This is a genomic window from Psychroflexus sp. MBR-150, assembly GCF_053628795.1.
Genome location: NZ_JBRJHB010000013.1, coordinates 44,600 through 65,023 on the forward strand (window position 1 = coordinate 44,600; position 20,424 = coordinate 65,023).

Sequence of the window (20,424 nt, forward strand, 5' to 3'; positions counted from 1 at the left end):
AATGATACACTAACATTCTATGAATTGAGCTTAAATGATATAAGTTTAATTCTCAATAAAAACCTTAGCATAATGTAATATTGCCTTTATATTTGCAATCATATTGTTTTGTTATGTTAAAGTGGGTTGGTGCTATTATTGGCTTTTTTTTTCGTGGTTTTGTCGGTGCTTTAGCTGGCTATTTAATAGGAAGCATGTTAGACTTAGTGTTTATGCCTAAAAGAAGTCAACAGTCTTTTGGTGATGTTTTTCAAAGCAGGCAAAGTGTTTCTCCTGGCGATTTTGAATTAAATTTATTGTCATTAGCAAGTTTAGTGATTAAAGCCGATGGCAGTGTAAGCCAAAAGGAATTGGATTATGTTCGCGGGTATTTTGTGCAAGCTTACGGTAAGGAAAGAGCCAATGCAACTTTTAAAACTTTTAATGAGGTTATCAAAAAACGACAGATTTCAGCCAGTAATATTTGTCAGTTTTTAAGACCTAGAGTAAGATATGAAGTCAGGCTTCAAATCATTCATTTTTTATTTAATATCGGTCAAGCTGATGGTCATATTAGTGAGAAAGAAATCAACAAAATACATGAAATCTCACGTCATTTTCAGATCAGTTACAGAGATTTTGAAAGCATAAAGGCTATGTTTGTCAAATCTGCTGATGAAGCCTATAAAATTCTTGAAATTGACGAAGAAGCAAGTGATGCCGAAATTAAAAAAGCTTACCGAAAAATGGTGAAAAAATATCATCCAGATAAACTACAAAACATGGATGAAGCCTATCAAAAAGGGGCAAAAGAAAAATTTAATAAAGTGCAAGAAGCTTACGAGCAATTGCAGAAAGAACGCGGGTTTTAAAAATTGATTAAAATAATAAAATCATTCATAAGACTTTACAGCATCAACAAAAGCTTGAGCGTGATCAACAGGTATGTTGGGTAGAATACCATGACCGAGATTGGCAATATATTTATCTTTTCCAAATTCATCAATCATCTCATGCACCATTTTTCTGATGATTTTTGGAGGAGATAAAAGTCGCGATGGATCAAGATTTCCTTGTAATGTGATTTGATTGTTTGTCAACTTTCGTGCTGTTTTAGGCGAACACGTCCAATCTACACCTATGGCTGACGCTCCAGACGTTGACATCTGCTCAAGGGCAAACCAACAGCCTTTTCCGAAAGCAATAACTGGAGCATCATTTTTCAAAGCATCGATAATTTGTTGGATATATCGCCACGAAAACTCTTGATAGTCATTAGGTGATAACATGCCACCCCAAGAATCAAAAATTTGAACAGCATCTACTCCAGCTTCAACTTTAGCCTTGAGATACGCAATAGTAGTGTCTGTGATTTTTTGCAATAAATCATGAGCCAAATCTGGTCGTGAAAAACAAAATGCTTTGGCTTTATCAAAATTTTTAGAACCTTGACCTTGCACACAATAGCAAAAAATTGTCCACGGCGATCCTGCAAAACCAATTAATGGCACGCGATGGTCTAAAGTTTTTTTAGTCAATTTTATGGCTTCAAATACATAACTTAATCGATCGTGAACATCAGGAATGTTGACTTCGTTGATGTGCTTTTCGCTGTTAACTGGATTTGACAACCAAGGTCCTATGCCAGGTTTCATTTCAAATTCAATGTCCATCGCTTGTGGAACGACTAAAATATCGCTAAATAAAATCGCAGCATCAACACCGATTTGATCAACAGGCATGATGGTAATTTCGGTTGCTAATTCGGGAGTTTGACAACGGGTAAAAAAATCGTATTTGTGTTTGAGTTTCATAAAATCTGGCAAGTATCTACCAGCTTGACGCATCATCCACACAGGTGGACGTTCTACGCTTTCACCTTTTAAAGCTCTGAGAAATAAATCGTTTTTAAGCATAAATTAGTCTCTTCCTAAATAAATCGTGATAAAATATAATAAAGTTGCCAATGAACCAACAGCTGCCACAACATAAGTTCTTGCAGCCCATTTAAGGCTGTCTTCTGCATAAGCATATTCGTCAGTATTGACGATACCATTGCTTTTAAGCCATGCTAAAGCACGGTTGCTCGCATCGTATTCTACTGGCAAGGTTATGAAGCTGAAAAGTGTACCTAAACCAAACATGATAATTCCTGCCAATAATACCATTTGGCCAACACCTACTGAAACCATAGTCATCAAAATGATACCGCCAAAAATCACCCATTGACTCAATTGAGAAGCTACGCTTACAACAGGCACCAATTGGCTTCTCATCTCTAACCATTTGTAAGCTTTGGCATGTTGAACAGCGTGACCCACTTCGTGTGCGGCAACAGCAGCTGCAGCAGCATTGCGTTGGTTATAAACACTTTCGCTAAGATTAACTGTTTTTTTAGTTGGATGATAGTGGTCAGTCAATCTGCCTTGTGTTGAAATAACTTCTACATCAGTAATATGGTGATCTGCTAACATTTTACGAGCAATTTCAGCTCCACTCATGCCATTTTCTAATTGAATTTTAGAGTATTTTTTAAATTTTGATTTCAGTTTATTACTGACATACCAGCTGACCAACATAATGGCTCCGATAAGAATATAATAGGACATCATAATATTTTATTTGTTTAAATTAAAACAATTTAATTTTTAAACGGCAAAAATACTACCAATTTATAAAACACTGACATTTTTACCTAATGCTTAACAAGATTGATGTCATCTTGTATTTAAAGTTTGCAAATATTCGATTGTGAATGGATTTATCCATTTTCTATGATTTCAATTTCTTCCCTGTAAGTTTTTAGAAGAATGAGGATACTCTAATTAAAAGATGAAGGTATAATGTATTAATTTTGCCATTGATGTACTAAAAATTTAACTTAGAAAAGATTAAGATTTATACAAGCCAAAAACCGTGTTTTAAATTTTATCTTTGCAAAAAATTACAATTGTCAGAAGCCATTACGCATACTGCTCAAATATCATGGTTGAGTGAATTTAAAACCCTCACTAAACACCGTTTATCTTTAAGCGTTGTGTTTTCGTCTTTGGCGGGTTATGTGTTAGGTGCTCAACAATTTGAATCCTTGACCTTTGCTTTGTTGTTTGTTGGCGGTTATGCTATGGTTGGGGCTTCAAATGCGTTTAATCAAATTATAGAAAAAGATTTAGACGCATTGATGAAGCGAACCAAAGACCGACCTTTGCCCAGTGGACGAATGCCGATTAGCATCGCGTGGATTACCGCAGTGGTTTTAACTCTAATCGGTTTGACATTGTTGTATATCATCAACCCGACAACTGCTTTTTTTGGAGGTGTTTCTATTTTTATTTATGTGGCGATTTACACGCCTTTAAAAACCAAAACACCACTATCTGTTTTTATTGGAGCCTTTCCAGGAGCAATTCCATTTATGTTAGGTTGGGTAGCTACTTCAGGCAATTTTGGGATAGAACCTGGTACTTTGTTTATGATTCAATTTTTTTGGCAATTTCCTCATTTTTGGGCTTTAGGTTGGTGGTTGTACGACGATTATAAAAGTGGTGGTTTTTTTATGTTGCCAACAGGCAAAAGAGATACAGGCACTGCCATTCAAATTATTTTATATTGTGTTTGGACGATTGCAGTTTCCATCATTCCTGTGTTTGGTGTTACTGGCGAATTAAAATTGACCATAATTTCAGCAGTAATTGTTTTACTTTTAGGCTTAATAATGCTGTTTTTTGCAATTCGGCTTTACCAAAAAAGAGACACTAAATCGGCTAAACAATTAATGTTAGCCAGTGTAACATATATAACTTTAATACAATTGGTTTACGTAGGAGATAAAATATTTAGAATATGGCTATAGAAGAGCGTTCAGAACAAGAAAAAAGAGATCGATCCAAAAAGATGATGTTGTGGTTTGGTATCATCAGTATGGTCATGACCTTTGCGGGATTGACCAGTGCCTATGTGGTAAGCAGTAAACGCCCTGACTGGGTGTCTGACTTTGAGTTGCCAGAAATATTTAGCGTCAGCACCGTTGTGATTGTATTGAGCAGTTTAACGCTTTTTTTATCAAAAAAATTTTTAAAATCAAATAACAGAAAACTCACTTCGTTATTCTTATTTATTACATTTTTATTAGGGGCTTCTTTTGTCGGCTTACAATTACAAGGCTTTGAAACCTTAATTGAAAACGGTTATTATTTTACTGGAGAAACCAGTACCATTAATTCATCATACATTTATGTTTTGGTGATGGCACATTTAGTACATTTATCCGCTGGCATTATTGTACTTTTAGTGCTAATTTATAATCATTTTAGAAAACGATACAATTCTAACAAAATGCTTGGATTTACAATAGGTACAACGTTTTGGCACTTTGTAGATGTATTGTGGTTATTTTTGTTTTTATTTTTAAGTTTCTATAAATAATAAATTTAACTATTTTTGCCTAATTCTTAAATAAAACCTAAACTATGGATACGACTGCTGTTGCAAAAACAGGAACTGAAGGAAAACTTTGGGGCGGCGGAAAACAACCGCTAAAAGCCAGTTATGGCAAAATGATGATGTGGTTTTTTATATTATCTGATGCATTGACCTTTTCTGGGTTTTTGGCAGCATACGGATTTTCAAGATTCAAATTTTCTTCCGAATGGCCAATTGCTGATGAGGTGTTCAACCATTTTCCTTTTTTACATGGTGTAGATGCACCGATGTTTTATGTGGCTTTGATGACATTTATTTTGATATTTTCATCTGTGACGATGGTTTTAGCCGTTGATGCAGGTCATCATATGAAGAAAAACCAAGTGATAATTTATATGGCGTTAACCATTCTTGGTGGCTCAATTTTCTTAGGTTCTCAAGCTTGGGAGTGGTCAAAATTTATCAAAGGAGAATACGGTGCCGTTGAAACACGAAGCGGAAAAATCCTTCAATTTGTTGATGCCGACGGCAAACGCGTGGCTTTAGAAAATGTGGCTATGGGTGAAAACAAAAGCCATAGACAACGGCATACAGAAGCCGTAGGAATTTGGTATAAAAAAGATGAAAAGCCCATACCTAAATTTACTTTAGAGCAAATTAAAACAGGTTTTACTGCCAAAGAAAACCTTAAAATCCGCACGATGAAGCTAGATGAAAATGGGCATAAAACTATATTAGATCGACAAACTTCATTAGACTATCTCAACAACAGAGGCATAGGTATTATTGAAGGTGCCAACTTGACCAAAAATGAATACGGTGCACCTTTGTTTGCAGATTTTTTCTTTTTCATTACTGGTTTTCACGGTTTTCATGTTTTTTCTGGTGTGGTTATCTTAACTATAATTTTCCTTAATGTATTACTGGGTACTTATGAAAAACGCGGTAGCTACGAAATGGTTGAAAAAGTAGGCCTTTATTGGCACTTTGTTGATTTGGTTTGGGTATTTGTATTTACATTTTTCTATTTGGTATAATTTTTTTAAACGATATTCGATATGACTCACGACACAACAACACAGGACTCATCTTCAGCAAAAAAACGCATTTGGTCGGTATTTATCATCCTTTCGGTTTTAACGATTGTTGAAGTCTTTTTTGGTTATTTAAGACCAACTTTTTTTGTTGAAACTAAACTTATTAATACACCAATATTAAACTGGATATTTATCATTTTAACCATAATAAAAGCCTATTACATTACTTGGGCATTTATGCATATGGAGCATGAAACCAAAGGCTTAAGACGAGCTGTAGTTTGGACTGCCGTCTTCTTAATTTCTTATTTGGTTGCCATATTATTAATTGAAGGTGGCTACATTGAAGATGTATATACTAATGGTCATATCACATGGGATTTTTAAACGATATTAAATAGTATAAAAATTGGTTAAATCATCGATAAGGCAGTCCATTTGAAGACTGCCTTTTTTATTTTTGTAAATTATGATAATTCAAAAAAAACATATTGTTCTTAGTATATTATTTATACTACCCTTGTTTGCCTATATGTTTTTTGCCAGTGGCGTTAATCATTTTGCAAAACTTGACACGCTAAGTGAAAATGTTTTAATCGATGATAATTATAACAGCATATTCAAAGACAGCCTAGTTAGTTTTGATGACAAAATCACCATTCTCAGTTTTTTGGGTTCTGATGTCGATACCAAAAAAGCATTTGCCTTCAACCTTAAAGAAAAAATTTACGACCGTTATAAAGATTTTAAAGATCTACAATTTATCAGTGTGATTGCTCCTGACCAAGAAGCTGAGGTTGAGAGTTTTGTAGAAGCTTTAAATTATACTTCCGATGCTGATAAGTGGTTTTTTGTTGAGCTCGATAAACAGCAAACTCAAGCTCTTTTTGAAAGTTTAGAAACCGACTTGAGGCTCGATAAATTTCAAAGTACCAACCAGGCATTTATCATTGATAAAAATAGAAATCTCAGAGGGCGTTTGGAAGATGAAGACGGCACTAAACGTTACGCCTATGATATGTCTTCCGTCGCTGAACTCAGTGATGAAATGAATGATGACGTTAAAGTGATTTTGGCAGAATACCGTCTGGCTTTAAAAAAATACAATAAGGATGAAAAAGAGTAAAGTAGGATGAAAAAATATATCAAATACAGCGGACTTGCAGTGGTTGTGATAATCTTTGGGATTTGGGTTTTCAAAGAATCTCAAAGCCGTTCTAAACAAGAAGACTTGGCTTATATCACTCTTAATGGCCAAAAACGACAAGTGCCGCAATTTAAACTTATAGACCAAAATGGAGACACCATCACCAACCAAGATTATAACAACAAAGTCTATGTGGTTGAATTTTTCTTTTCAACTTGCCCAACCATTTGTCCGATTATGAATAAAAATATGGTGCAAATTCAACGTAAATTTTACGGCCAAGATCAATTCGGAATCGCATCAATCAGCATTGATCCTTTCAATGATACCGTAGCACAACTTAAACGATATGCTAAAAAAATAGGTGTGAAACATCCTAATTGGCATTTGATGACTGGCGAAATGAATAAAATTATGTCGTTGGCCAACAACGGTTTTAATTTGTATGCCAAACAAGAATCCCGAGCTGATGGTGGTTTTGAGCATTCTGGATTTTTTGCGTTGATTGATAAACAAGGCTATTTGAGAAGCCGACGCGATGCCAATGGCAACCCTATTGTATTTTATCAAGGTGCAGTAGAATATGATGCAGACCAAAATCGCTTTAGCGAAAAACAACAAATCGATATTTTGATAGAAGATATCAACCAATTGCTTAAAGAATAATTATGAAATCTAAAATTTCACCTAATCGCTTTACAGTTTATTTGATAATTGCCTTATCAGTAGCTGTGCCTTTGATTGTTATCTTATTGATGAACCTCGATACCAGAACCAATATTCTCGGCTTGGATGTTGGCACTTTTCCTTTTTTTCACGCCGTTATTAATGGCTTGACGGCCATTTTGTTGTTTGTAGGTTATCTGCTTATTAAAAATCAAAAAATAATTTTACACCGCAATGTGATGATTTCAGCTTTTGGGCTTTCGGTGGTGTTTTTAGTGAGTTATGTCATTTCAAAAATCAGCCACGAACCTGTGCCTTATGGTGGTGAAGGTTGGATGCGATATTTATACTTTTTTATTTTAATCACACATATTGTATTGTCAGGAATCATCATACCACTGGTTTTGTTTACAATGTATCGCGGATTAACAGGACAATATGAAAAACATAAAAAAATTGCCAAATGGACGTTCCCAATTTGGATGTATGTTGCAATAACAGGAGTTTTGGTGTATGTTTTTATGCAACCATATTATTGATTAAATTTGTAGTCCTATGAAAGTTTTTAGACTATTTCTCGTATTTGTTTTGATTTTAATGGCAGATTCAACATTTGCCCAATGTTCAATGTGTCGAGCGGTTTTAGAAAGCAACGCCGATAATTCTGCCGCCGAAGGCATTAATAATGGCATTGTCTATTTAATGGCTTTTCCTTATCTGCTCATGGGTGGTTTGGGCTATTATATCTATAGAACGCATCAGAAGCAAAAGAAAAAGTCACAAAGCGTATCATCATAAAAAACATTTCAATGAAAAAAGTCCTTTACCTTTCGACTTGTAATACCTGTAAACGTATTTTATCTGAAGTCAACACCGAAGGTTTTGAGTTGCAAGACACTAAAAAAACACCAGCATCTAAAGAAGATATTGAGTTGTTAAGACAACACGTCGATAGTTATGAAGCTCTGATTAATCGTCGGGCACAGCTTTGGCAAAAACGTGGGCTTAAAAATCAAGACCTATCAGAAGAAGATTATAAAGCATTGTTGCTCGAACACTATTCTTTTATCAAACGTCCGATTTTTATTGATGGGAATCAAGTTTTTATAGGCAATTCTAAAAAAGTTGTAGAAGCTTTAAAAGCTCATCTTGGTGAATAAGCGCATTTGGGCAATTCTTGCTGCTACAGGAGCAAGTTTTATTTACGGAGTCAACCATACTCTTGCTAAAGGTTTAATGCCAGATCAAATAGAAGCTTTTGGATTTGTGATGCTTCGCGTTTTGGGTGCGGCAGTCATTTTTTGGCTGATCAGTCTTTTTGTAAAATCTGAACCTATTCAACGTCGTGATTGGTCGCGAATTATTTTATGTACGGTTTTAGGAATGTTTGTCAATATGCTGTTGTTTTTTAAAGGTTTGAGTTTATCAACACCTATCAATTCTTCAGTGATTGTTACAATTTCGCCGATATTAGTGTTTATATTGTCAGCGGTTTTAATTCGAGAAAAAATCACTTGGCTTAAAGCCTCAGGAGCCGTTTTAGGTTTAGTCGGTGCGTTGATGTTGGTCATTTTTAGTACAGTTTCTACCGCTGATGCTCCAAATATTCCACTTGGTAATGCCATGATAATTGTCAATGCTTTATCATACGGTTTATATCTCATAGTTGTCCGACCACTAACAGCTCGCTACAGTAGTATTACTTTATTAAAATGGTTTTTTTTGATTGCCGTCATCATCAATTTTCCGATTGGTATTCGTGAATTTACTGACGTAGAATGGGCGTCTTTGCCATTTTCAGCCATTTGGCGAATGGGATTTGTGGTTTTAGGAACTACGGTTTTAACCTATTTACTCAATATTTATGCCCTTAAAGAACTTTCAGCATCAACAATTGGCGTGTTTGTATATTTACAACCTTTAATCGCCATTGCCTTTGCCATTATTTCAGGAGCTGACCAACTCAATTTTATAAAGGTGATTGCGGGAATTCTCGTGTTTGTTGGTGTTTTTATGGTTAGTAGGAAACGGGCAAGGAAGCGAGAGAACAGTTGATATGGTGAAAGTTTGTATTTTATTTATCAACAAATCTTACCTTTACGTCTTATTTTTAATCTTATAAGGTTTCATGGATTGGTTCAGGATTAAAACTTTCTTTAATTTTTTATTAAAATCAAAAAACCAACACGGCGTGCATTCACCGTTTGTGTATCATTTCATCACCAAGTGTTTGTATTCTAAAATATCAAAAACGGCATTAGACAAGCTTCAAGATGCGAGAAAACCTATCTTAAAATCTGATGATATCATACAAATGATTGATTTTGGCGAAGGCTCTCAGCACTTTAAAACATCAAAACGCCGAGTAAAAACAATAGCCAAAAACGCAGGCATGAGACTTCATCAATCTCAGCTGATGAATAAAATTGTAGATTATTTTGAAGTTAAAAATACCTTAGAACTTGGAACATCTGTGGGTTTAGGAAGTTTGAGTATGGCAGTCAACCAACCTCAAAATTGTGTAGATACCGTTGAAGCTTGTCCAAATACTTTTGCTTTTGCTAAAAGTTGTTTCAATACCTATGGTCTGAAGAATATCAAAACTCACAACACTGATTTTCAGTCTTATATAAATAATTTGTCAGCATATAAAACTTATGATTTAATTTATCTTGATGGTCATCACCAAAAAAAAGCTACACTTGATTATTTTAGTCAACTAAAAAAACATACCCATCATAATTCTATTGTCATTTTAGACGATATTTATTGGTCTAAAGAAATGCAAGAGGCTTGGCAGTTGATTTGCAAAGATAAAGAGGTCAAAGTGAGTTTAGATTTGTATTTTTGGGGTATTGTCTTTTTTAAACCCGAATTGAGCAAACAAGATTTTAAAATCCGTTGTTTGTTTTAAACCCGAAACTATGGAGTTTTTAAAAAACCTTTCTGAATTAACGCAACTTATTATTCTCATTGTGGCCATTGCAATACTGTTTGTTTTGGTTTTAATCAATAACAATAGAAATAAAAAGTTGAGATATCATCGAGATAAACGTCACTTTAATAAAAATTACTTCAAAAAGAAAAGAAACAAAAAAAGATGAAGATATCATGCCAAAGGCAGGCTATTTTTTTTTAAGGATTCATACAGGAGACATTTAAAAACAATATTCGGCATGAAGAATATTCTATCTAAAATCACTCTGAGTGACCTAAATTTCATTAGTTGAAACGGTTAGGATTGTGCATTTTCCATAGCTAAGGTTTGCAAATATTCGATGGTGAATGGATTTATGCATTTTCTATGATTTCAATTTCTTCCCTGTAAGTTCTAAGTTTTACTGCCATACAATCTCTCAGAAAGAAAAAAGCCTTTAGTCTGTTTTTCTTTTATTAAAAAAGAAATAACCTAAAACAGAACCTAAAATCAAAAATGGGTAAATCAAAAAGTTGATACCAACATCATTTGTAGTACCAGATCCACCACCACCATCTGGCGGTGGCGGTCCTTGAGCTAAAACGACATTGATAGACAGAAAAACAAAAGCAATTAAAATGATATATTTAAGATTTAATTTCATAGGTCTTTTAGTAAATATTTGATCTTCAGTTTTTTGAATTCTAATTTTGTTGACTTATTATAGCTTTTAACGTAAAAATTTCATTTTCTGTAAATACCTTAAAAACATATAAACCATCACTGTATTTATTGTCCAATCTGATTTTGATTTGACCTTCTCCTGTGATAAAATCATTTTTGCTAAACTCATCGATTAATTGTCCCTGAAGAGAAAATAATTGCAAGCCATTGACTTCATCAATAAGGCTTAGGTTATCAGCTGAAATCGAAAAAATATTAGATGTAATAGGATTAGGATAAACTTTGTAAACCCCTGTATCAAAACTATTTAGACCTAAAGTTGTTTCACTGTATATAATTTCAAAACGTTGGGCAGATATTGATTCTGGTATATTTTGATCTACAGAAAAATTATAGGTCGTGATTTGATCAGGCATAACCTGTGTGATGCTTTGTGTATATTGGTCTAATAAAAACACATCAACATTGAGAGATCCATTTGATTGAAAATCTAAATTTAGGCTATAGTCATTTTTGGTATAGCTGTATATTTGAAGTTGAGTGGTATCTGAGGCAATGGGCAAACCCCGTTTTTCTATTGATAGGTAATATTGTTCTGAATAGATAGTCAGACTTTCATTAAAATTCCATGCTTTTACCGCATCTTTTTGATTTACAGTTGAGCTATAAGTGTTGTCATAGACTATTCTGACACCATCAATAACTTGGTCGTCTTCATTTATAAGGTCGATATTGAGATGTGAAGGCAAAGTGCTTTGAGACTCACTAAACGTTCCAACTTGTGCAGTAGAATTTTGCTTTACAGATTCTTCAAATGTTATGGAAGGTGAAGCCGCTGTGGTTTTAACAAAAAATGCTTGATTAGGTTGAAGATATTGGTTTGCAGAAGTTCCTGCTGGAACCGATGAAAAGCTTAAATTTTCTAAATCAATTGTGGCATAACCGCCAATTGTGCCCAATGTAGGATCATAAATATAAGCACTACTATTATTGATTCCCGATGCATGATTATCTAACAAATCTTTTAAATCAACTTGCGATTGATAGGGATTTCCGATTAGATTAAAGTCTTCTGAAGTTGAACTTAAATTAGATACAACAAAATCTCCAAAGTGCATTTTGCCTGTTGTTCTAAGAGTAGTTGGATCCCCAACGGCTGTATTAGAATTTAAAGTGGTCGCTCTGTCGCCACGAATCATTATGGCATAGGCTTCACCTGCAAAGAATGGTTTTGTGTCGGTGTTTGGTATAGCATTCCAAGATTGTGTGTTTATATTCCATTCATACATCGATGCATTTCCTGTTGATGTAGCATCAAAACCATTGGCACCTGTTGTAGAACCTGTGATGTGTGTACCAAAACCTGGATTTGGATTTAGATTGTCAGCATCAGATTGGGAGGTATTGTTTACGCCTTCTTGCCAATTGTCTCTAATTGTAGGTTGAGTAGAAGTATCTGTAGAAACACTTGGTGATAAATATCTATAAGCCCGATTAGACTTAGGTATAAAGCGGTGAGTTTCAAAACCACTACCTTCAATACGTGTATTTGCCACCACGGGTTCAAGCACAGCAGAGCCACTGCTATCGCTTTGAAAAATAATTTTCCCTTCGTTGACGATGTCTCCTGTAACGGTAAGTTTAACGTTTGGTGACAAGATTAAAGTGGCTCCAGATCTTACAACCAAATCACCTACTGTTATATCTGAACTAAAAGTCGCTTCGCCAGAACGCACAAATATATTTTGTGAACCAGTTGAGTTTCCTTCAGGATTGCCTAAACCAATACTTGTCCAACCCGATGTATCATCAACATAAACATAATCTTGATCGCCGTAACCAGGTGTCATATCAGTAGTATTTGCCCCATCAGGATCAACCACCCATTCTGAACTTGTCCAGATAGTGTTAGCAAATTTAACATCAGGATTGAGTCTGTAGGCTCTGCTGTCTTCGTATTCCCAAGGTTCGTCGTTAGCAGTTCCGTCTGTATTTTCTGAAAGCCCTGAATTTGTTCCTGTAAACCCATTGATGCCTATCTCGCCATACACATCAAATTGTGTGTTGATGGCTTCTGTAGGATTAGCACCAGATGTTGATAAAATGTAAGTATCATTGCCATTGCCTAAAGCAATAGCATCTATATCAGTTGTTGCACCATTATAAGTTGAGCTAAATTCAGTTGAGGATTGATTTGAAATGATGTAATATCCCTTCGGAGGCAAAACACCTGTAAGCTGATTGATTTCATAATTATTGCCAGCATTGGCTTCTCTTGTTAAAAAGAAATCTGATGAACTGAAATCTATTGCCGTAACACCTGCATTAAAAATCTCAACATATTTAGCCTCAGCAATATCACTTGGATCAGCAATTTCTGTGATCAATAATTCGGGTGCAGAGATGATGTCAAAAGCATTACTTACAAGATTTGCAGGAAATCCAGCTGCGGTTGATGTGGCTGTTAATGTAACATTATTTTCTACAACGGTATGAATTATACTGCTACCATCAAAGGTTACTACATTGCCAATTGGCGTAGCTGTTAGAGTTGTCCCTTGCAAAGTTCCACTTGAAGTAATTGAAACATCACTTGTGAATGATGCATATGTTAAATCTATATTATTATTGTTATCTACATAAGCAATTTTAACATCGGTTGGCATACCTAAGTTTACATTAGCATTAGTGGGCTGAGAAATAAAACTGTATTGAATTCCATTAACATCTATGGTGAAAGTGTTGCCCTCAATAGGGGTAAAACTTGGTGCAAATTGAGAGCTTCCAGCTGCAGTTTGCCAATTTATTGAACTACTTGGAATGGCAAACTGAATCACTTCTTGGTCAGTAATACCTGAATCTTTTAAAAAAACATTTATGGTATATTCTTGAGCAACACCATTAGGAACAGTCATTTCTGTGCCTGTGTTATCTAAAATATCAACAATGATTCCTGTATCAGAAATACTCACACTTTGATTGGTTTGTGCTAAAACACCTCCAGCACCAGAACTATTGATGCTTATGCCTTGAATCACTTGAGACCAAGATGCGGTATTATTAGCTCCTGGCACAAGGCGGAGTTTCGTAACTTCTGTTACCTCAGTATCAGAAGTAGCTAAGTCTTCGATTTCAAATTTAAACACAGGAACAGAATTTGAAACACTTGTTGCTACATCGGCAGTTATTGTTCCTGATGCGACTTGTGTTGTTGGAGCGTTAATCTTAGAGTCGGAGTCAACAAATGCACTTCCTAAATCTATGTTGTCTAAATAAACTCTTCTACTTATACTTTGACTACCAAAATTTTGAAAGACACCAAAATAATTAGATGTTGAATAATTATTATCTGTTACAGTACCAGCAGAAGTTGTGGGAGTAGTAGAATATTCAAAACCAGTGCTATAAAATAATTCAAACTCACCAACATCACTTCGTGTAATTCTAATGTTTAAACCGTCTTTTAATGCACCAGTATTAAAATCTGGGCTTGACGGGAAGTCTCCAACTTTTGTTTGTCCAGCTCCTGTTTTACGCCATAATTCTATTGGATCAGGAGAACTATTTATTCCTATTTTAATATAATAGCCTTGAAAGTTACTTGCTGTGATATCTCCAGAAAAGAGATCACTTGCCATTAAAACAACTCCAAAATAATTTGAGCCAGATGGGTTAAAATCAGGCGTTGCTAAAGAAAATTGCCATTCTGAAACTTCTGAACTCTGCACAGCTAAACTAATATTGCCTGTATTGGCATTACTTGCTAAATAACTACCATCAGTTGTAGTAGTAGCATTACCATTAGGAATAGAAGCATCAGTAATGACAGAAAAACCTGCTGTATTGCCAGTCCAAACAGGATTTGACGTAAAATCCCCATCATTAAAATCTTCAAAAATGGCAGAGACTACAAACAAACAACTTCCAGGGTCTGTAACTATGCCAGTAGCCGAACAAGTTGCATCTACACCATCAGTTACGGATATATTTAAATCGCCTGAACCTGCACTGCCAGGAGCTAAATAAAATGTGGTTGCTGTGCCATAAGTTCCTGTTGCTGTAAAGGATGAAAACGGACCTGCAAGATTTGTGCTTATTTCAGTTCCAGCAATATTATCGGTCATTTCTACGGTATAAGTCGTGCCGAGATTGCTCCCTGTGGGATCAAGCTCAAATGAAATGATATCGTCTGAGCCATCACTAGGCGTGCCGTTGTCGTTACAACTGATGCTACCAAGACCGATATCGGATATGGAGCAAGTTGATGGTGGTGGCGTACCGCTTGGTGCAACACCAAAACCATCTAAACCACCATTTGCAATATCTGAAGGCGTAGTGTTGATGGTTTCAAATCTTGTGCTTGGATCTGTGAAACCTGTTAATTCTCCAGTAGTAATACTGCTTAATAATGCAATATTTTGGTTTTGTGTTGAAACGCCATTACCTTCCCAAGCACTCCCAGGATCGGTATTGGGACTTCCAAAAACATCAGTAGTTGTCGTCCCAAGTTTCAGAACTAAAGCATCATCACCGTTAAAAGTAAAAGCTTTTTCATAAAACAAAGCACCATTTGAAGTGGCTACAGGCTGCATGTCAATGGTGCCAACAACAAGAACTTCTCCAGGTTGTAAAACACCACTATCAATAGTAAAATCTGAACTTGGAGCTCCACCATTGGTTCCTTTTTCTATGATGAGATTATCAACTGAAAAATCAATTGCTACACTTGTGTTGTTCCAAATTTCGAGACCTTTTGGGGATGTCCCGCTATCGGTTTCTACATATTGACTGATAATCTGAGCAAAACTGTTTTGCGTGGTTAAAAAACCTAAAATAACCACAAAAGCTATAACTCTGAAATTTATATATTTAAACCCTTTCATTTTATTTCATTTAATGCCCAATATTATGACATATATTTTTAAAAAAAACAAAAATCAATGTTAGGAAATGATTAAATCTAATATTCTGATTATCATTGTTTAATAACATAAAAGAACAAGTATTTTAACTTAATTATAACATCAGCAAACACAGACATTGTCTTAAATTACTCGTCGGAATCAGTGGTTTATTTTTTGAATTTAGCTTAAACCAATTTGATGAATAATGTTGTTAATAAATATACGTCGGTATTACAAATTAGTTTAACTTGTATTTGATATCGTTTTGTTGAAGACTTTGCAATAGCTCAGCCGATATTTCTACTTGTCTGGTTTTGCTGTATGCGTTGAGTTTGATTTTCTCCTCTTTGTCATAAATCACAAAGTCTAAAGTTTTTTGGCCTGAATAAGTTTTACAAATTTCATTGAGCTTGTCAATTTGTTTGTCTTCAATTGAATTGATGTCTAATTGCAGTTGTATTTTCTTAGTAAAATCAGATATAACATCTTGTAACTGCTTAAAAGACAAGTATTTAATATTAATCTTTCCTGGTTCACCTGTATCGCGATTGGTGAATTGAGATAGTTGTATTTTTAAATGCACAAAATGATCAGGTATTAAATAATGTCTGTTTCTGAGATATTCTTCACCAAAAATTCTAAATTCGTGACTGTCTTTGTAATCTTCTAAAATAAAAACAGCATAACCTTTGCCATTTTTGCTCACTCTGTGGTTCACATCAGTTATCACGCCAGCAATTTTTATTTCTTTATCGATATAATCTTCAAGGTGAGAAAAAGCTTGTAAATCAGTATTGCAGTAATGTTTGAGTTCGAGTTTAAAATCGTCTAAAGGGTGAGCAGAAAGAAATAGACCAACCACTTCTTTTTCGGCTTTTAAAGTTTTCATATTATGCCAAGGTTCGCAAGGCGGTACTTCTGGTTCAGGAATTTGAACTTCGCTGGCATCGCCAAATAAACTGACTTGAGCTGAGTTTTTGTTTTCTTGATACCGTGAAGCATATTTGAGTATCTTTTCGATAAAAGTTTGTTCAGATTCATCGGATTTGTGAAAAAATTGTGCACGGTGAACATTGCCAAGATTATCAAATGCACCAGCATAAGCCAAGCTTTCAAAGGCTTTTTTGTTGGCTACTCTCAAATCTATACGTTTTGCCAAATCGAATATAGATTTGTATTCACCATCTTCTTTCCGATTATCGACAATGGTTTTTACGGCATTTCGCCCAACGCCTTTAATAGCACCCATGCCAAATCGAATGGCATTGTCTTTATTGACTGAAAACTTATAAAACGATTCATTCACGTCAGGTCCTAAAACAGGAACACCCATACGGCGACATTCTTCCATAAAAAACGTCACTTTTTTGATATCGCTCATATTGTTTGACAATACCGCAGCCATATATTCAGCAGGATAGTGAGCTTTGAGATAAGCGGTTTGATAAGCCACAAAGGCATAGCAAGTTGAGTGCGATTTGTTAAACGCATAACTGGCAAAAGCTTCCCAATCTTTCCATATTTTTTCAAGTTTTTTTTCTTCAAAACCTTTAGATTTTGCTTGGTTAATGAATTGAGGTTTTAGCTTTGCCAACACGTCTTTTTTCTTTTTACCCATAGCTTTTCGCAAAATATCAGCTTCGCCTTTGGTAAAATCGGCTAATTTTTGTGAAAGCAACATCACTTGCTCTTGATAAACCGTGATGCCGTAGGTTTCTTCTAAAATTTCTTGCATCACAGGTAAATCGTAAGTGATTTCTTCATCGCCGTGTTTACGCTTGATAAAACTCGGAATGTATTCCATTGGTCCAGGTCTATATAGTGCATTCATAGCGATAAGATCTTCAAAAACAGTAGGCTTGAGGTCTTTCATATGCTTTTGCATACCTGGCGATTCGTATTGAAAAATACCAACAGTTTGGCCGCGTTGAAAAAGCTCGTAGGTTTTTTCATCATCAAGCGGAAATTGTTCTGGGTCTAAATCTTTACCGTGTTTTGCTTTTACAATTTTAACGGTGTCTTTAATTAGGGTTAAGGTTTTGAGTCCTAAAAAATCCATTTTTAGCAAACCAGCAGATTCAACTACATTGTTATCAAACTGAGTAACATACAAGTCTGAGTCTTTAGCAGTTGCTATGGGAACAAATTTTGTGATATCATCGGGTGTAATGATAACGCCACAAGCGTGAGTTCCTGTATTTCTGACAGAACCTTCAATAATTCTGGCTTGATTGACAGTTTCGGCTTGTTCGTCTCCGTTTTCGCTGAGTTGGAGCAACTGCATAATTTTATCAACATCTTCACTTCTAAAATTAGCTTTGAGTTCTTTTTCGTCTTTACCAAAAATTTTAGAAAGTTTGGTCATATCAGGCACCAATTTGGCAATTCTGTCAGCTTCGTAAAGAGGTAAATCTAAAACACGAGCGGTGTCTCTGATAGCAGATTTAGCTGCCATTGTGCCATAAGTGATGATTTGAGCAACTTGATTTTCGCCGTATTTGTCGATGACATAATTCAACACTTTACTTCGGCCTTCATCGTCAAAATCAATATCAATATCAGGCATGCTGACTCGCTCCGGATTTAAAAACCGCTCAAACAGTAAATCGTATTTTATAGGATCTATATTGGTGATTTTTAGACAATAGGCTACGGCACTACCAGCTGCAGAACCACGGCCTGGTCCAACGGAAACGCCCATTTTTCGAGCTTCACGAATTAAATCTTCTACAATCAAAAAATAGCCTGGATATCCTGTTTTGGCAATGACGGAAAGCTCAAAATCAAGACGTTCTTTGATGTCTTTAGTAATGTCGCCATAGCGTTCTTTTGCACCTTGATAAGTGATGTGTTTGAGGTAGGCATTTTCGCCTCGTTTGCCTTTGTCTTCAGCGTCTTTTTTATCTTTAAACTCTTCTGGAATTTCAAAAGCAGGTAATAACACCTCTCTCACTAAATCATAAAATTCAATTTTATCGGCAATTTCTTTAGTGTGTGTAATCGCTTCAGGATAATCTTTAAAAAGATTTTTCATCTCTTCAGCTGACTTGAAATAATACTTATCGTTGGGCAAACCATAGCGATAACCACGACCTCGACCAATGGGTGTAGATTGTTTTTCGCCATCTTTTACGCATAATAAAATATCGTGAGCGTTGGCATCTTCTTGATTTTCATAATACACATTATTGGTGGCTACTAATTTTACATCGTGCTTTTGGGCTAATTTGATTAAACTTTGATTAGCACGGTCTTCATCTTCTTGTTGATGCCTGTTGAGTTCGATATAAAAATCATCGCCAAATTGTTCTTTCCACCACAATAAGGCTTCTTCAGCTTGATTTTCGCCAACATTCAATAGTTTTGAAGGAATTTCGCCATAGAGGTTTCCAGACAACACAACGATATCATCTTTGTATTGTTCTATGATGGTTTTGTCAATTCTGGGGACATAATAAAAGCCTTTGGTATAAGCGATAGAAGACATTTTAGCCAAGTTGTGATAGCCTTTTTTGTTTTTGGCGAGCATCACAATTTGATAGCCGTTGTCCTTATGACTTTTGTCTAAATGATTTTCACATACAAAAAATTCGCAACCGATAATTGGCTTAACTGATTGGTCTTGTTGTTTTTCGGTTAAAGCTTTATTGTGTGCTTTAGCGGCATTGACAAAATGAAAAGCACCCATCATATTGGCGTGGTCGGTTAGTGCAACCGCTGGCATGTTGTTTTTTGAAGCTGCTTCAATTAAATCTTGAACCGATATTGTGGATTGTAAAATTGAAAATTGACTATGGTTATGTAGATGTACAAAGGTTTCGTCTGAAAGGGTTTTTAAGTTTTCATCTAAATCTTTCTGACTCGGTTTTTCAATTTCGTCGGGTTTTTGTTGTTCTTCAAGTTTTTTAGAAGCCTTTTCAAGGTTTGTATGCTTTAAACCAATAAGCTGAAAGGGTTCAGGATGTTTGTTTTGAAATTCGGTAATGTAGCCAGCTTCTGCCATGAGTTGATTTTCAGAATAATGTGCTTTTCTGAGCAATTCTAAAAAACATCTTGCTGTGGCTTCAACATCTGCTGTGGCATTATGGGCTTCATTAAAAGGTTCGTTAAACAGAAATTGGTGAAGTTCTGTTAGGGTTGGCAATTTAAAACCACCGCCACGACCGCCAGGAATTTGACAGAGTTTGGCTGTTTTTTCTGTGCAGGTATCCAGAACTTGCATTTCTGCCAAAGGACTTTCAATTTCTGAGCGATAAAACTCAGCACCCATAATATTGATGTCAAAATCCACATTTTGACCGACTACAAATCGAGCTTTTTTTAAGGCTTCATTAAAAGCTTGTAAAACATCTTTTAAGGGTTTGCCTTCTTGATGAGCTAAGGTGGTTGAAATGCCGTGAATTTTTTCGGAATCGTAAGGAATATCAAAACCTTCAGGCTGAATTAAAAAATCTTGATGTTCGATGAGTTTACCCCATTGGTCGTGAACTTGCCAGGCAATTTGAACTGCTCTTGGCCAGTTGTCAACATCAGAAATTGGGGCGTTAAAGCGTTTGGGTAAGCCTGTGGTTTCGGTGTCAAAAATGATATACATAGGTTGCTGAAGTTTGAGGTAAATTTATAAAATAGAGTTCAAAAATTGTGTTGAAAAATTTGAAAGTTATAAAC

General features: G+C 35.3%; 17 protein-coding genes. 12 read left to right on the top strand and 5 right to left on the bottom strand.

Annotated features, from left to right (window positions below):
* Positions 1-113: 113 nt before the first annotated feature.
* Entirely contained in the window at positions 114-851 is a 738-nt protein-coding gene (locus ACSSV5_RS08510) for a TerB family tellurite resistance protein (RefSeq protein WP_211065348.1), read from the top strand.
* Positions 852-872: 21 nt separating this feature from the next.
* Here ACSSV5_RS08510 and hemE read toward each other — a convergent pair whose 3' ends face one another.
* The gene (gene hemE, locus ACSSV5_RS08515; protein ID WP_454245537.1) at positions 873-1,895 is read right to left on the bottom strand and encodes a uroporphyrinogen decarboxylase; all 1,023 of its coding nucleotides are present in this window, start codon (positions 1,893-1,895) and stop codon (positions 873-875) included.
* A gap of 3 nt (positions 1,896-1,898) precedes the next feature.
* Complete coding sequence (locus ACSSV5_RS08520; RefSeq protein ID WP_454245538.1) at positions 1,899-2,591, bottom strand: zinc metallopeptidase; 693 nt, start codon at positions 2,589-2,591, stop codon at positions 1,899-1,901.
* A 338-nt stretch (positions 2,592-2,929) separates the two neighbouring features.
* Between ACSSV5_RS08520 and cyoE the strand changes: the two genes are divergently transcribed.
* The 11 genes from cyoE (at position 2,930) to ACSSV5_RS08575 (ending at position 10,165) form a co-directional block, all read left to right on the top strand.
* Positions 2,930-3,832, top strand: coding sequence for a heme o synthase (gene cyoE / locus ACSSV5_RS08525; RefSeq protein ID WP_211065345.1), 903 nt, complete (start codon positions 2,930-2,932; stop codon positions 3,830-3,832).
* A complete protein-coding gene (locus ACSSV5_RS08530; RefSeq protein WP_211065344.1) occupies positions 3,823-4,404 on the top strand; it encodes a cytochrome c oxidase subunit 3 in 582 nt (193 codons plus the stop codon). The genes cyoE and ACSSV5_RS08530 overlap by 10 nt, the downstream gene beginning before the upstream one ends.
* A 44-nt stretch (positions 4,405-4,448) precedes the next feature.
* Positions 4,449-5,438 (top strand): cytochrome c oxidase subunit 3, encoded by a 990-nt coding sequence (locus ACSSV5_RS08535; protein WP_454245539.1) that lies wholly within the window; start codon positions 4,449-4,451, stop codon positions 5,436-5,438.
* 21 nt (positions 5,439-5,459) lie between these two features.
* The gene (locus ACSSV5_RS08540; RefSeq protein WP_211065342.1) at positions 5,460-5,825 is read left to right on the top strand and encodes a cytochrome C oxidase subunit IV family protein; all 366 of its coding nucleotides are present in this window, start codon (positions 5,460-5,462) and stop codon (positions 5,823-5,825) included.
* Positions 5,826-5,907: 82 nt separating this feature from the next.
* A complete protein-coding gene (locus ACSSV5_RS08545) occupies positions 5,908-6,564 on the top strand; it encodes a hypothetical protein (protein ID WP_454245540.1) in 657 nt (218 codons plus the stop codon).
* Between the two features lie 6 nt (positions 6,565-6,570).
* On the top strand, positions 6,571-7,251 hold the full coding sequence (locus ACSSV5_RS08550; RefSeq protein ID WP_454245541.1) for an SCO family protein: 681 nt from the start codon (positions 6,571-6,573) through the stop codon (positions 7,249-7,251).
* A gap of 2 nt (positions 7,252-7,253) precedes the next feature.
* A complete protein-coding gene (locus ACSSV5_RS08555; RefSeq protein ID WP_211065339.1) occupies positions 7,254-7,790 on the top strand; it encodes a DUF420 domain-containing protein in 537 nt (178 codons plus the stop codon).
* Positions 7,791-7,806: 16 nt separating this feature from the next.
* Positions 7,807-8,049, top strand: coding sequence for a hypothetical protein (locus tag ACSSV5_RS08560; protein ID WP_454245542.1), 243 nt, complete (start codon positions 7,807-7,809; stop codon positions 8,047-8,049).
* Positions 8,050-8,060: 11 nt separating this feature from the next.
* On the top strand, positions 8,061-8,411 hold the full coding sequence (locus ACSSV5_RS08565) for an arsenate reductase family protein (RefSeq protein WP_454245543.1): 351 nt from the start codon (positions 8,061-8,063) through the stop codon (positions 8,409-8,411).
* A complete protein-coding gene (locus ACSSV5_RS08570) occupies positions 8,404-9,306 on the top strand; it encodes a DMT family transporter (RefSeq protein ID WP_454245544.1) in 903 nt (300 codons plus the stop codon). The genes ACSSV5_RS08565 and ACSSV5_RS08570 overlap by 8 nt, the downstream gene beginning before the upstream one ends.
* Before the next feature lie 73 nt (positions 9,307-9,379).
* The gene (locus ACSSV5_RS08575) at positions 9,380-10,165 is read left to right on the top strand and encodes an O-methyltransferase (protein WP_454245545.1); all 786 of its coding nucleotides are present in this window, start codon (positions 9,380-9,382) and stop codon (positions 10,163-10,165) included.
* Positions 10,166-10,625: 460 nt separating this feature from the next.
* Here ACSSV5_RS08575 and ACSSV5_RS08580 read toward each other — a convergent pair whose 3' ends face one another.
* The 3 genes from ACSSV5_RS08580 to dnaE form a co-directional block, all read right to left on the bottom strand.
* The gene (locus tag ACSSV5_RS08580; RefSeq protein WP_454245546.1) at positions 10,626-10,832 is read right to left on the bottom strand and encodes a hypothetical protein; all 207 of its coding nucleotides are present in this window, start codon (positions 10,830-10,832) and stop codon (positions 10,626-10,628) included.
* A gap of 40 nt (positions 10,833-10,872) precedes the next feature.
* Positions 10,873-15,735 carry a T9SS type A sorting domain-containing protein gene (locus ACSSV5_RS08585; RefSeq protein WP_454245547.1) on the bottom strand — a complete coding sequence of 1,621 codons (4,863 nt, stop codon included), beginning with the start codon at positions 15,733-15,735 and terminating at the stop codon, positions 10,873-10,875.
* 259 nt (positions 15,736-15,994) lie between these two features.
* Positions 15,995-20,350 carry a DNA polymerase III subunit alpha gene (gene dnaE / locus ACSSV5_RS08590; RefSeq protein ID WP_454245548.1) on the bottom strand — a complete coding sequence of 1,452 codons (4,356 nt, stop codon included), beginning with the start codon at positions 20,348-20,350 and terminating at the stop codon, positions 15,995-15,997.
* Between the last annotated feature and the right edge of the window lie 74 nt (positions 20,351-20,424).